The sequence below is a fragment of the Streptomyces sp. NPDC096310 genome (assembly GCF_044763125.1).
Taxonomy (GTDB): Bacteria; Actinomycetota; Actinomycetes; order Streptomycetales; family Streptomycetaceae; genus Streptomyces.
Window position 1 is genome coordinate 563,638 of the sequence record NZ_JBIWFO010000001.1, and the last position, 13,988, is coordinate 577,625.

10 protein-coding genes and 1 pseudogene are annotated in these 13,988 nt (G+C 70.7%); 7 read left to right on the forward strand and 4 right to left on the reverse strand.

Going from position 1 to position 13,988, the window contains the following annotated elements:
* Positions 1–5 precede the first annotated feature (5 nt).
* From ACIQ7D_RS02185 to ACIQ7D_RS02200, 4 genes and pseudogenes are all read left to right on the forward strand, one after another.
* Entirely contained in the window at positions 6–776 is a 771-nt protein-coding gene (locus tag ACIQ7D_RS02185; RefSeq protein ID WP_403933775.1) for an IclR family transcriptional regulator, read from the forward strand.
* Between the two features lie 135 nt (positions 777–911).
* Positions 912–1,667, forward strand: a complete 756-nt coding sequence (locus tag ACIQ7D_RS02190) for a GntR family transcriptional regulator (protein WP_403932541.1) — start codon at positions 912–914, stop codon at positions 1,665–1,667.
* A gap of 173 nt (positions 1,668–1,840) precedes the next feature.
* A pseudogene (locus ACIQ7D_RS02195) lies at positions 1,841–1,966 on the forward strand (sugar ABC transporter ATP-binding protein); the annotation flags it as partial.
* Positions 1,967–2,060: 94 nt separating this feature from the next.
* Positions 2,061–2,528 (forward strand): YchJ family protein, encoded by a 468-nt coding sequence (locus tag ACIQ7D_RS02200; protein WP_403932544.1) that lies wholly within the window; start codon positions 2,061–2,063, stop codon positions 2,526–2,528.
* A gap of 4 nt (positions 2,529–2,532) precedes the next feature.
* On the opposite strand, the gene ACIQ7D_RS02205 is transcribed toward ACIQ7D_RS02200, so the two are convergent.
* Positions 2,533–4,653 (reverse strand): MDR family MFS transporter, encoded by a 2,121-nt coding sequence (locus tag ACIQ7D_RS02205; RefSeq protein ID WP_403932547.1) that lies wholly within the window; start codon positions 4,651–4,653, stop codon positions 2,533–2,535.
* An 81-nt stretch (positions 4,654–4,734) separates the two neighbouring features.
* Positions 4,735–5,799 (reverse strand): ATP-dependent DNA ligase, encoded by a 1,065-nt coding sequence (locus ACIQ7D_RS02210; RefSeq protein WP_403933777.1) that lies wholly within the window; start codon positions 5,797–5,799, stop codon positions 4,735–4,737.
* Between the two features lie 105 nt (positions 5,800–5,904).
* Between ACIQ7D_RS02210 and ligD the strand changes: the two genes are divergently transcribed.
* Complete coding sequence (gene ligD, locus ACIQ7D_RS02215) at positions 5,905–6,924, forward strand: non-homologous end-joining DNA ligase (protein ID WP_403932550.1); 1,020 nt, start codon at positions 5,905–5,907, stop codon at positions 6,922–6,924.
* 76 nt (positions 6,925–7,000) lie between these two features.
* Here the strand turns inward: ligD and ACIQ7D_RS02220 are convergent, their stop codons facing one another.
* Together ACIQ7D_RS02220 and ACIQ7D_RS02225 are read right to left on the reverse strand one after the other, a co-directional pair.
* Positions 7,001–9,175 carry an OmpL47-type beta-barrel domain-containing protein gene (locus ACIQ7D_RS02220; RefSeq protein WP_403933779.1) on the reverse strand — a complete coding sequence of 725 codons (2,175 nt, stop codon included), beginning with the start codon at positions 9,173–9,175 and terminating at the stop codon, positions 7,001–7,003.
* A gap of 86 nt (positions 9,176–9,261) precedes the next feature.
* Positions 9,262–11,778: a ThuA domain-containing protein gene (locus ACIQ7D_RS02225; protein ID WP_403932553.1), complete on the reverse strand. Its 2,517-nt coding sequence runs from the start codon at positions 11,776–11,778 to the stop codon at positions 9,262–9,264.
* Between the two features lie 230 nt (positions 11,779–12,008).
* Here ACIQ7D_RS02225 and ACIQ7D_RS02230 point away from each other — a divergent pair, with 230 nt between their 5' ends.
* Positions 12,009–13,031 (forward strand): multicopper oxidase domain-containing protein, encoded by a 1,023-nt coding sequence (locus tag ACIQ7D_RS02230; protein WP_403933781.1) that lies wholly within the window; start codon positions 12,009–12,011, stop codon positions 13,029–13,031.
* A gap of 108 nt (positions 13,032–13,139) precedes the next feature.
* Positions 13,140–13,937, forward strand: coding sequence for a VOC family protein (locus tag ACIQ7D_RS02235; RefSeq protein ID WP_403932556.1), 798 nt, complete (start codon positions 13,140–13,142; stop codon positions 13,935–13,937).
* The last annotated feature ends 51 nt before the right edge of the window (positions 13,938–13,988 follow it).

The window sequence follows — 13,988 nt, forward strand, 5'->3', positions numbered from 1 at the left end:
CGGCCATGGGACGGCTCGTCCCCGCGGTGACGCGGGCCCTGGACATACTCGAACTGTTCCTGGAGGGCGACGGGACGCTCTCCGCGCCCGATGTCATCCGCAAGCTGGGCCTGCCGCGCACCACCGTGCACGAGCTGATCACCACGCTCGCGGCCCGCTCCTACCTGGCGCCCGTCCCCGGACAGCCCGGCCGTTACCGGCTCGGCGTGCGCTCGTACCAGCTCGGCAGCCGGTACGCGGAACAGCTCGATCTCGCGGCCGAGGGGCGGCAGGTCGCCCGTGAGGTCGCCGAGACCTGTGACGAGACCGTCCATGTGGCGATCCTGGAGGGGACCGACGTCATCTACATCGCGAAGGTGGACTCCACGCACGCGGTCCGGATGGTCTCCGCCGCCGGGCGGCGACTGCCCGCGCACTGCACCTCGGTCGGCAAGATGCTGCTCGCCTCGCTCTCCGAGAGCGAGCTGGCGGCCCGTATCGACGGCCATGACTTCCTCGCGATGACCCCGGACAGCATCACCGATCCGGAGGTGCTGCACACGGAGCTGGCGAAGATCAGGGAGCGCGGGGTCGCCGTCGAGCACCGTGAGTCGAACCCCGACGTGAGCTGCGTGGCGGCGCCGGTACGGGACCGGGCGGGCCGGGTCGTCGCCGCCCTGTCCATCTCCGTACCGATGATCCGCTGGAGCGACGGGCGCGAGGAGGAGTTGTCCCAGCTCGCGGTGAAGGGCGCGGGGGCGCTCTCGGTACGCCTCGGGCACCGGGGCCGGCCCTGACGGCGGAGCGGGGCAGGGGCGTGGGACGGGCGGTGGGAGGAGCGGAAGCGGGCGGAGTGCGCCGGAAATCCCCTATTGTCACAACAATCTGACGTCGGAGGTGCCTGTCACCCTTACGGCGGATATTCTCGCCCCGTGAACACCCCTGATCCCACGGCCCTCAAGCTCTCGGTGAACCGGGCGAGTCCGGTGCCGCTCTACTACCAGCTCGCCCAGCAGCTGGAGAGCGCCATCGAGCACGGCAGGCTCGCCCCGGGCAGTTTGCTCGGTAACGAGATCGAGCTGGCCGGACGGCTCGGACTCTCCCGCCCCACCGTCCGGCACGCCATCCAGTCGCTGGTCGACAAGGGGCTGCTGGTCCGCCGCCGGGGCATCGGGACACAGGTCGTGCACAGCCAGGTCAAGCGCCCGCTGGAGCTGAGCAGCCTCTACGACGACCTGCGCGCGGCCGGACAGAGCCCCACCACCCGTGTCCTGCGCAACGAGACGGCCCCGGCCTCCGCCGAGGTCGCCGCCGCGCTCGGGATCGCCGAGGGCGTCGAGGTCGTCGTCCTGGAGCGGCTGCGGCTGAGTCACGCCGAACCGATGGCGTATCTGCGCAACTTCCTGCCGCAGGGCCTGGTGCGGCTGGACACCGAGGAGTTGGAGGAGACCGGCCTCTACCGTCTGATGCGGGCCGTCGGGATCACCCTGCACAGCGCCCGCCAGACCGTCGGCGCGCGCAACGCCACCGCGCCGGAGGGCGAGAGCCTGGGCGAGGCGGAGGGCGCCGCGCTGCTGACGATGCAGCGCACGACGTACGACGACACGGGCCGCGCCGTCGAGTACGGCACCCATATCTACCGGGCCTCGCGGTACGCCTTCGAGTTCCAGCTCCTCGTCCAGTCCTGACCGCAGGCCCGGCCGACGCGCGGACGGAGAAGGCGCAGGAGGAGCAGAACACCGCGACGACCGGCAAGGAGACCACCCTGCGTACGAAGATTGCCATGGTCACCCACGCGGCGCGGTGACACCTTCTGGGACATCGTCCGCACGGGCGCCCTGGCCGCGGCGGCCAAGGACACCTCGGCGACCACTTCACGCTGCTGCGGCTCGGCACCCTCGAACGCGGCGCCGCGCGCGGCGAGGTCGGTCTGGAGGCACTCACCAACCACATGGCGGGCGGCGCCGAACTCGCGGCGCTCAAGCACCCTAGGCTGTGGACCGACGGGTGGCGGCCCGGCAGGCAGAGCGGCCCGGCCACCCGGCACCGAACGTCCGTCCCGTCCTGGAGCACAGCACCACATGGCCCGACGCCCCGCACGCCCTCGTCACCCCGGCCGATCCGTCCCGCCCGCGGGGGCAGGGCGACGCGTCACCGACGCCTCGCCCTGCCCCTGCGGAGCGGACGCCGCGTACGGCGCGTGCTGCGGGCGGTTCCACACCGGACCCGACACCGCGCCCACCGCCGAGGCGCTGATGCGCTCCCGCTACAGCGCCTTCGCCGTGCTCGACGCGGCGTATCTGCTCGCCACCTGGGACCCCGCCGCCCGCCCGGCGCGCCTCGACCTCGACCCCGCCACGCGCTGGCAGGGACTGGAGATCCTGGCGACCACCGACGGCAGCCCCTTCCACGCCACCGGTACGGTCACCTTCCGCGCCCGGTTCACCGACGCGGGCGGACCGGGTGAACTGCACGAGCACAGCCGGTTCGCCCGGCACGACGGCGCCTGGGTCTATGTGGACGGCACCTTCCCGGACCAGGACCTCTGAATCCTCAGCGCCGCGCGGTCGCGAGCGTGGAGCCGGCCGGGACCCGTGCCCGGCCGGACAGGTCCTGGGCCAGATCCTCGGCCAGCAGGCGTTTCGCGATCGCGTCGACCGCGCGTCGCAGCTCGGTGCCGCTGGGCCTGCCCCGGTCGGCTTCGAGCTGTTCGCCCAGCCAGTGCGCCCACGCCGTATTGATCACGGCGGCCTCCCGGGCGCCCGCCTCCGTGTGCGCGAGCATGTTCCCGGTCCGGCTCAGATATCCCTCCCCGACCATCCGGTCGAAGACCGGGAACAGCACCTCGGGCGGCAGCCGGTGGCGCTCCGCGATCAGCCCCAGGCTGCTGTGGCCGACCATCCGGGTGAACAGCTCGACCTGCATCACGGCCCACGCCCCCGCGACGTCCAGCCGGGTGTCGGCGGAGAGCAGGAGCCTGCGCGCGGTGTCCCGCCGGGTGGTGCGCAGGATCTTCGCGACGGACAGCTCCAGCAGCCGCTCCGAGTCGCCGGAGCTGACCGGTGAGCCGAACCCCTCGCCCATGTCCGTGGAGCCGGCCCGCGCCGAGTCCCGCAGCCTCACCTGCTTGAGGAAGAGCGCCACCACGAAACCGAGGAGCGCCACCGGCACCGTCCACAGGAACACCGTCTGCAACGCGTCCGTGTACGCCTGTACGATCGGCGCCGCCTGCGCGGACGGCAGCGCGTGCAGCCCCTCCGGGCTCCCCGCCGCCTTCGCCACGGCGGCCGGGTCCGCCCCGGGCCCCGCCACCCGCAGTGCCCCGGCGATGCCCGTCCGCAGGTTCGGCCCGAGGGAGTTGGCGTAGATCGTGCCGAAGACCGCCGCGCCGAAGGCGCTGCCGAGCGTACGGAAGAAGGTCACCCCGGACGTGGCGGTGCCGAGGTCCGCGTACTCGACGGTGTTCTGCACCGCGATCGTCAGCACCTGCATGACCAGCCCGATCCCCAGACCCAGCACCAGCATCGACCCCGATTCCCGCCACACCCCGGAGTCCGGCCCCATCCGCGACAGCAGGTAGAGCCCCGCGGCCATCACCAGCGAGCCGACGATCGGGAAGATCCGGTACGTGCCCGTCCTGCTGACCACGTTGCCGCTGAAGACCGAGGCGACCAGCAGGCCGAAGACCATCGGCAGCGTACGGACGCCCGAGACGATCGCCGAGTCGCCGTCCACGTACTGGAGATACGTCGGCAGGAAGGTCATCGCCCCGAGCATCGCGAAGCCCACGATGAAGCTCAGGACCGAGCAGACCGTGAAGACCGGATTGCGGAACAGCCGCATCGGCAGCATCGGTTCGGCCGCACGCGTCTCCACCAGGCAGAACAGTGCGAGCGCGACGACACCGCCGACGAAGAGCCCGAGGATCACCGGCGAGCCCCAGCCGTACTGGTTGCCGCCCCAACTCGTCGCCAGGATCAGGGCGCTGGCCCCGATCGCCACCAGCGCGATGCCCAGGTAGTCGATGACGGGCCGGGAGACCGCCTTGACGGACGGGATCGTCCGGGCCGCCGCGACGACCACGGCGATCGCGATCGGCACATTGATGTAGAACGCCCAGCGCCAGCTCAGATTGTCCGTGAACACCCCGCCGAGCAGCGGCCCGACGACCGTCGAGACCCCGAAGACCGCGCCGATCGCCCCCTGGTACTTGCCGCGTTCGCGCAGCGGGATGACATCCGCGATCAGCGCCATCGCGGTGACCATCAGCCCGCCCGCGCCGATGCCCTGGAGCGCGCGCCAGGAGATCAGCAGCGTCATGTCGGTGGCGAGACCGCAGAGGAACGAGCCGGTGATGAAGACGATCGCGGAGATCTGGAAGACCAGTTTCCGGCCGAAGAGATCACCGAACTTGCCGACCAGGACCGTGGCGACCGTCTCGGCGAGCAGATACGAGGTGACCACCCAGGACATATGGGCGGCGCCGCCCAGATCCGAGACGATCGTCGGCAGGGCCGTGCCGACGATCGTCTGGTCGAGCGCCGCCAGCAGCACCCCGAGCATGATCGTGGCGAAGACGATGTTCCGCTGCCGCCCGTCGAGCACGGGCGGCGCGGGTGCGGACTCCGGCGCTCGCGTCGTCGCCGGGGTGCCGGTCTCGCTGGCTGAGGTCACCTCTGCACGGTCACACCGCGGCCGTCCGGACGCATGCGGGGTCGTCCAGACCGGTGAGATCCCCGCCGCCCCACCGACCCGTCAGCGCCCCGTCAGCACCTCCGCCAGGTCGTACCGCACCGGCTCCTCCAACTGCGCGTAGGTACAACTCGCGGGGGTACGGTCGGGGCGCCACCGGCGGAATTGCGTGGTGTGCCGGAACCGGTCGCCCTCCATGTGGTCGTAACCCACCTCGCACACCCGCTCGGGCCGCAGCGGCAGCCACGACAGGTCCTTCGTCCCGGACCAGCGGCTCGGGCCGCCCGGCAGCCGGGCGCTCTCGTGCGCGGACCCCTCCGTCCAGGCCGCCCACGGATGGCCCTCGGCGCTCTCCATGCGCAGCGGCGCCAGCTCCGCCGCCAGTTCGGCGCGGCGCCGCATGGGGAACGCGGCGCAGACCCCGACATGCTGGAGCACGCCCGCCGCGTCGTACAGACCGAGGAGCAGCGAACCGACCACCGGCCCGCTCTTGTGTTCCCGGTAGCCGGCCACGACGGCGTCCGCGGTCCGCTCGTGCTTGATCTTGTACATGGAGCGGGTGTCGGGGCGGTACGGCAGATCGAGGGGCTTGGCCACCACCCCGTCGAGACCGGCCCCCTCGTACCGTTCGAACCACTCCCGCGCCACGTCCACATCGGTGGTCGCGGGCGCGAGATGGACCGGCGGACGCGCGGGGGAGAGCACGGCCTCCAGCGCCTCCCTGCGGCGCGCCTGGTCCACGTCGAGCAGCGAGACGTCCCCGAGCGCCAGCAGATCGAAGGCGACGAAGCTCGCCGGGGTGCGCTCGGCGAGCAGGTCCACCCGGGACCTCGCCGGATGGATCCGCTCCGTGAGCAGGTCGAAGTCCAGCCGGTCGCCGTGCACGATCACGATCTCGCCGTCGACGACACAGCGCTCGGGCAGCTCGGCGAGGAGGGCCGTGACCAGCTCGGGGAAGTAGCGGGCGAGCGACTTCCCGGTCCTGCTGCCGATCACCACCTCGGCGCCGTCGCGGTACACGATCGCCCGGAAGCCGTCCCATTTGGCCTCGTACTGCATACCGGGTGGGATACGGGCCACGGACTTGGCGAGCATCGGTTTCACGGGCGGCATCACCGGCAGGTCCATGGAGCGATTGTCGGCCAGAATCTCCCGCATCGCCCGGTGTGTCCCGCGCGATGGCCTCCGTGCCTCCGTGATGCGCTCCGCGCGTACCCGCCCTACCGTGGCCCCATGGGCGCGGGCGCGGCGGTGGAGCTGGAGGCGGACGGCAGGACCGTACGGCTGTCCAGCCCCGACAAGGTCTACTTCCCGGAGCGCGGCTACACCAAGCTGGACGTGGCGCGTTACTTCCTGGCCGTGGCGCCGGGGATCACCCGTGCGCTGCGCGACCGCCCGACCACCCTGCAACGTTTTCCCGAGGGGGTCGACGGCGAGTCCTTCTTCCAGAAACGGGCGCCGAAGAACCTGCCCGACTGGATCCCCACCGCCCGTATCGAGTTCCCCAGCGGGCGCTCGGCCGACGAGATCTGCCCGACGGAGCCGGCCGCCGTCCTCTGGGCGGCGAATCTCGGCTGTCTCACCTTCCACCCCTGGCCGGTACGGCGGGAGTCCACCGACCACCCCGACGAGCTGCGCATCGACCTCGATCCGCAGCCCGGCACCGACTTCGCCGACGCGGTCAGGGCGGCCCATGAACTCCACGCGTTCCTGACGGAGCAGGGGCTGAACGGCTGGCCCAAGACCTCCGGCGGCCGGGGGCTGCACGTCTTCGTGCCGATCGAGCCGCGCTGGACGTTCACCGAGGTCCGGCGGTGTGCCATCGCCGTCGGCCATGAGCTGGAGCGGCGGATGCCGGGCCGGGTGACCACCGCGTGGTGGAAGGAGGAGCGCGGCGAGCGGATCTTCGTCGACTACAACCAGACCGCGCGCGACCGCACCATCGCCTCCGCCTACTCCGTACGCCCCCGGCCGCACGCCCCGGTCTCCGCTCCGCTGCGCTGGGCGGAGCTGGACGATGTGGCGCCGGACGACTTCGATCTGGTGACGATGCCGGCGCGCTACGCCGAAGTGGGCGATGTGCACGCGGAGATGGCGGACCGGCCGCACCGGCTGGACGGGCTGCTGGAGCTGGCCGACCGCTACGAACGGGACCACGGGCTGGGGGACATGCCGTACCCGCCGGACTACCCGAAGATGCCGGGGGAGCCCAGGCGGGTCCAGCCGAGCCGCGCCCGGCGCGAGAAGACGTAGCCCGGACGCACCACGCACAGAGGTGTGTCCCCTCTCCTCCGAGAGGGGACACACCGTCACTGGGCGCCGATCGCTCTCACAGCTCCTTGACGCGGATGTCGCGGTACGAGATGACGTCCGTGGTGCCGTGGACCTGGAGCCCGACATAACCGGTGGCGTACCGCCGGCCGTCCGTGCCCGGGTCACCGGCGCGTTCGGGGTAGAACGTCTGCCCGCCCACGTTGTCGAACTCGTTGATCAGCACCCCGTTGCGCAGGATGGTGTAGTGCTGACCCTCCACCCGGATCTCGTAGTCGTTCCAGGTGCCCTTCGGGGTGACGCCCGCGCCGCCGAGCCCCACACGGTCGAAGCCGTAGACCGAGCCGGTCTTGTACATGTCGCCGTCCGGGCGGTCCAGGATCTGGATCTCGTGCCCGTAGTTGATGGCGACCCACTCGGGGCGGGACTCCTCGGGGTGGTTGTGGACGTTCGGGAAGCGTACGAACACACCGCCGTTGGCGTTGCCGCTGCCCGGGGCGTCGTCCCGGAACTGGAGCTTCAGCGAGAAGTCGCCGTAGGTGCGCTGCGGGAACCACAGCATGCCCATGCCCTCGACGGTGGTGCTGCTGGTGATGGCGCCGCCGTCGCTCAGCGCGAACTTGCCGCCGCCGACCTGCTCCCACTTGGCCAGGGACTCGGCCGTACCGTCGAAGAGCGGACGGTAGCCCTCGGTCTGGCCGGGGGTGCCGATCTTCGACTGCTTGGCCGCCTTGGTGATCTTCGTGAACTCGCGCGCGTCGATCACGTTGTCGGCCAGCAGCTTGTCGAGCACGCTGTCGACGTGCTTGAGGAAGAGGGCCTGCGAGGTCCACTCCTTCTCGTCCTCGATCAGCTCGTTGATGGTGCACCGGTTACGGGTCAGCCGGTTCGGCACGCCCGAGTCGACCGTACCCACGATGACCGTCAACCGCTCGTCGAACTCCGGGCAGTTGGGCGCCGGAACGCCGCCGCTCTGCGCGACGGTGAACGAGAGCTGCTTGGCCTGCGCGGTGTTGCCCGCCTTGTCGGTCGCCCGGTAGGAGAGCGCGTGGTAGCCGACACGGTCGACGACGACGGGCGCGGTGTACGCGAGGTAGGGGCCGCTGTCGAGCGAGTACTCGATCCGGTCCACCCCCGACTCGGCGTCGGTCGCCGTGAGCGTCACCTTGGCGCTGGTGATGTAGGCGCCGTTGGAGTTCTTGTCGCCGGTCACCACCGCTCCGGTCACCGGCGGGGTGGTGTCCTTGACCGGCGGGGCCACCACCGTGAAGGACACGGACTTGGCCGCGGCCGCGTTGCCCGCCTTGTCGGTGGCGCGGTAGCGGACCGTGTGCGTACCGACCTGGTGCACCATCACCGGGGCGGTGTACGGCTGCCAGGCGCCGTCCGCACCGAGCGCGTACTCGATGGTGTTGACGCCGGAACCGGTGTCGGAGGCCGTGACGGTGACCGTGGCCATCGACAGGTAGTCGCCCGCCTCGTCCCGGTCGCCGCTCACGGTCGCCGAGGTCTCCGGCGCGGTGGTGTCGTCGGTCGGCGGGGCCACCACGGTGAACGCGACGGACTTCTCCTCGGCCGCGTTGCCCGCCTTGTCGGTGGCGCGGAACCTGAGGGTGTGTTCGCCGACCTGGTCGACCACCACCGGGGTGGTGTACGGCTGCCACGGCCCGTCCGCGCCGAGTGCGTACTCGGTGGTCGCCACCCCGGATCCGTCGTCGGTCGCCTTCACGGTCACCGTCGCGGAACCGACGTACGCGCCGTCCGCGTTCTGCTGGCCCTCGACGGTGGCCGAGGTGGTGGGAGCGGTGGTGTCGTCACCGCCGCCCGCCTCGGTCACGGTGAGGACGCCGGTCATCGTTCCGTGGCCCGGGATGACGCAGTGGTAGCGGTACTTGCCCGGGGTCAGATTGACCTCGGTGGTGTACTTGCCGCCGTTGGCGTCGCTCGGGTTGGCCAGGATGTTCACCGCTACGTCGTTGTTGTACTCGGGATCCGACGTGTCGAAGGTGAGGGTGTGCGGCATCCCCGTGGTGTTGCCGGTGGCCGCGCTGTTCTCGAAGACGATCGTGGTCGGCCCGGCCACCGCGGTGGTGGGGAAGCTGAGGTACTTGTCGATGGGGTCGCCGGCCGTCCAGGTGAGCACCTGGGCCGCCGCCGTGCTCGGGCTCCCGGCGCCCTCCTCGCCGCCGGACGGCCGTCCGTACGCGGCCGTCGAGGTCAGCCCCAGCACCATCAGGAACGCGCCCAGCAGGGCCGTCCACAGCCGCCGCGACCGGTGGGCGCGTGGACGGCGCCCCGGCCGGTGTCTCAACTCGCCTCTCACTGCGCCGCCTTCCGTGCGAGGTCACCGGCGGCCGGGGTCGGCTCGCCGCCCTTGTAGGTCACGCGCCACAGCGCGGACTGGGAGTCGGAGGTGAAGAAGCCGCGCCCGTAGTCGAGGACGTAGAGCGAGCCGTCCGGAGCGAACTTCCAGTCCATCAGGTTGCGGATACCGCCCTGACCGACCGGGATGATCTTCTTCAGGGACTCGGCGTGCACCGGCAGCCCGCCCTTGCCCACGGTCTTCGGATCGGTCATCACCGCGTGGCGCGGGCTGTCCGCCGCGTCGTAGAAGTCGCCGACGAACCACTTGCCGTCCCAGTACTCCGGCCACTTCGCGGCGCTCGTGCTCTGCGCGTCGTACCGGTAGACCGGGCCGTTCATGGTCGCCTGGCCGCCGCCCTTGAGCCACGGGAGGAGGTACGTGGACTCGCTGGTCTTGTAGCTGGGGATGCCGTTGGCGTCCCGCGGGAAGTCGGGGCCGCCGCCCTGGGGCGAGTACCAGATGGTGTTGCCGGTGACGGGCGGCAGGTTCACCAGGCCGTCGTTGTTGGGCGACTCGTTCTTGGGGGCGGCGCAGTTGTACCACCCCAGCGGCTTGGACGGATCGGGCAGATTGCGGTCCCGGTAGGGCTGGTTGTTGCCCATGCAGAACGGCCAGCCGTGGTTGCCCGCCTTGGTGATCGCGGAGAACGTGTCGTACTTCGCCGGACCCCAGGTGGTGCTCGGCGCGCCGGCGTCCGGGCCGACCCAGCCCGCGTACAGGGTGTCGGTCTTCCGGTCGATCGAGATCCGGGACGGGTTGCGCACACCCATCACATAGATCTCGCCGCGGGTCTTGCCGCCGCCCTCGGCCTGCTCCTTGCCGGTGAAGAGGTTCCCCTCGGGCAGGGTGTACGTGCCGTCCGCCTCGGGGTGGATCCGCAGGATCTTGCCGTTGAGGTTGTTGGTGTTGCCCGCGGTACGGCGCGCGTCCGCGAAGGAGACGCCCTTGTACGCGGGCTGCGGGTTGTTGCCGGAGTAACCGTCGCTGAAGCCGGAGGAGTTGTTGTCACCGGTCGCGATGTAGAGGTTCCCCTTCGAGTCCCAGGCCATCCCGCCGCCGGCGTGGCAGCAACTGTGCACCTGCACGGGCCACTTCAGCAGGACCTTCTCGGAGGCGAGGTCCAGCTTGTTCGTCGCGCTGTCCAGCGTGAAGCGGGAGACGCGGCGTTCGGCGATCTGGGTGTCGCGGTTGAGCTGCGAGTGCGGGGTGTAGTGCAGGTACACCCAGCCGTTGGTCGCGAAGGCGGGGTCCAGCTCGATCCCGAGCAGCCCCTCCTCGACCTTGATCAGCTCGTCGCCGCCGCCCTTGTTGCCGAAGACGCTGAGGGAGCCCGCGAGCGTCACCTGCTTCGTCTTCGGGTCGTAGACGTGGATCTGCCCCTGGCCCTTGCCGATCTCCGGGTTGTTCCAGTCGGTCACGACCGGGGCCGCGTTGTCGCCGCCGCCGCGGCCGATGTACAGCACACGTCCGTCGGGCGCGGTGACCATGCCGTGCGGCTCGCCGATCTGGTCCTGCTGGCCGGCCTGGTTGGGCTGGGTGACGCGCTCCGCCGTGTAGTTGGAGTCGATCGTCGCCTTGCAGTCGGCGCGGGAGATCCGTGTCGTCCAGTTGAGCGCGCCGCGCAGATGGTCGCGGAAGTCCGTCTCGGCGTACGACTCGGCCGTACCGCCCATACCGGTGTAGAAGGACCGGCCGCCCGCGTAGTCGCGGCACCAGGAGATCGGGTGGTCGGCGCCGTTGGCCCCGGTGGCCGGCTTGAAGCCGGCCTCCCTGACCCGGGCGACCGTGTGCACCTTGCCGCTGGGGTTCGCCGACCAGTTGAACCACTTGTCGGGCCGCTTCCACTCCAGCGGCAGGTTCTTGGTGGCGGGATTCAGCCGGTCGCCGATCTCGACCGTCGCGCGCTGGACGGTGCTCGGGGCGCCCGTCGGCCGGGCGCCGATCAGCCCCGTGAACCAGTCGGAGTACGGTTCGGTACGGGCCGCCTCGTGGATCCCGAGGAAGCCGCCGCCCGCGTTCATGAACGCTTCGAGGCCCGCCTCCTGCGCGGGGTCGAGCACATCGCCGCCGCCCGTGAGGAAGACGACCGCGTTGTACTTGCCGAGCTTGGTGGCGTTGGTGAAGACGGAGGGGTCGTCCGTGGCCACGGTCTTGAACCGTTCGGCCGCGGGCCCCGTCAGGCCGATCGACTCGATGGCCTCGATACCGGCGTTGACCACCGGGGATTCCTCGGTGGCCGAGGCGTGGAAGACGAGCACCTTCACGTTCTCGCCACCGGGCGGCGACGGAAGGGACAACGTTGTCGCCGCCGGTTCGGGATACGGTCTGGCCGTCGCGGCGTTGGAGCCGAGCAGCGACGCCGCCAGGGCGCCGGCCACCAGGGCCGCGGCCACGCCGTTTCTCGATCTCCTCGGCCCCTTCGGACTGGTGGTCAGCGGGAATCTCGACCGGTGATGCGGTGCAGGCTGCATGTGTTCACCCACCCCTCTCTGGTCACAGTCTTCGGACACGGTCTTGCGGGCACAGCAACAGCGCCTGAAACTAGACCTCTTTCGTCGGCACGCCAATAGGTAAGACCGCAATCCCACCAACTTTGTCCTCGGTGTGGATAAACAAAGTTCCCTGGACTACCGTGTGGCCGTCTCCGGGGCCTCATGCGCCCCGCAAACGTCCGTACGGCACTGGGGAGTTCACGATGGCCATGGACCGAAGGAGCTTCAACCGACGCCTGCTCGCGGGAGGCGCGGTCGCCGCGACCGGGGCGACCTCCCTGTCGGTCGCCGCCGCGTCGGCCCCCGCCGCCACGGCGGCGGACACCCCGCCCAGGACCGCTCCGGCGGGCGGCCAGGTCCGCCGTATCAGCCTGTACGCCGAGAATCTGCCGAATGGTCAGATGGGGTACGGCTTCGAGAAGGGCAAGGCCACCATCCCGGGGCCGCTGATCGAGCTGAACGAGGGGGACACCCTCCACATCGACTTCGAGAACAACTGCGACGTCGACGTCAGCCTCCACCCCCACGGCGTGGACTACGACATCGCCAACGACGGCACCCGGATGAGCCGCAGCCATGTCGAGCCCGGTGGCACCCGTACGTACACCTGGCGCACCCACGCCCCCGGCAGGCGCAAGGACGGCACCTGGCAGCCGGGCAGCGCGGGCTACTGGCACTACCACGACCATGTCGTGGGCACGGACCACGGCACGGGCGGCATCCGCAAGGGTCTGTACGGTCCCGTCGTGGTCCGCAGGCAGGGCGACATCCTGCCGGACAAGCAGTTCACGATCGTCTTCAACGACATGACGATCAACAACAAGCCCGGCGCGGAGAGCCCCGACTTCAAGGCCACGGTGGGCGATCGCGTCGAGATCATCATGATCACGCACGGCGAGTTCTACCACACGTTCCATATGCACGGGCACCGCTGGGCGGACAACAGAACGGGCCTGCTCACCGGCCCCGAGGACCCCAGCCGGGTGATCGACAACAAGATCACGGGACCGGCGGACTCCTTCGGCTTCCAGATCATCGCGGGTGAACGCGGCGGCGCGGGCGCCTGGATGTACCACTGCCATGTCCAGAGCCACTCCGACATGGGCATGGCCGGCCTGCTGCTGGTCGCCAAGCCGGACGGCACGATCCCCGGCTACGAGCCGCACCACCCGGCCGCCTCCGGCGAGACGAAGGCGGACCGCGACGCGAAGGCGGACCACACGGGCCACTGACACCCGCCCGCGGGCATCGGCGCGCCCCTCCCCGCCCGGGAGGCGGGGAACGCTCCGGAGAGGGAGACTCGGAAGGAGAGCACGGGACCTCACAAAGGAGCGCGCGCCATGCTCACGTCCCCCTATGTCAACGGCTGCCCGATCTGGGCGGACCTCGGCACCCCGGACATCGACGGCGCCGCCGCGTTCTACCGAGGGCTCCTCGGCTGGGAATTCCGGCCCGCGGGGCCCGACACGGGCGGCTACGGCATGTTCCAGCTCGGTGACCGGACGGCGGCGGGCGGCATGCCCATGAGCGCCGAACAGGGACCGCCGTCCTGGTCGCTGTACTTCCGTACCGCCGACGCCGACGCCACCGCCAAGTCCGTGCGGGAGAACGGCGGTTCCATCGTGGTCGGGCCCATGGACGTCATGGACCTCGGCAGGATGGCCGTCCTCACCGACCCGGGCGGCGCCGCCTTCTCGGTCTGGCAGCCCGGCACCAACCAGGGCCTGGACGTCGTCAACGAGCCGGGCAGCCTCTGCTGGGCCGAGCTGTACACCCCCGACGAGCCCGCCGCGTACGCCTTCTACCAGGCCGTCTTCGGCTGGGGGTCCTCCGCCATGCCGCTGCCCGACGGAAGCGGCACGTACCGCATGGTCCATCCGGCCGGGCAGGGCCCCGACGGTATGTTCGGCGGGTTCGTGACGCTCGGCTCGGATCCGAGCGAATCCGGCGGCGCGCCGCACTGGCACCTGTACTTCGCGGTCACCGAATGCGACGCTACGGTGACGGCGGGCCGGGCGCTCGGTGCGACGGTGCGCGTGGCGCCGACCGACATCGAGGGCGTCGGACGGTTCGCCAAACTGGCCGACCCCTCCGGGGCGCGATTCGCGATCCTCCAGGGCGTGGACCGGGACGCCTGACGAACAGGGCCCGCCCGCCAGGCCGTTGACGGTTCGTCCATCATTCGTTTA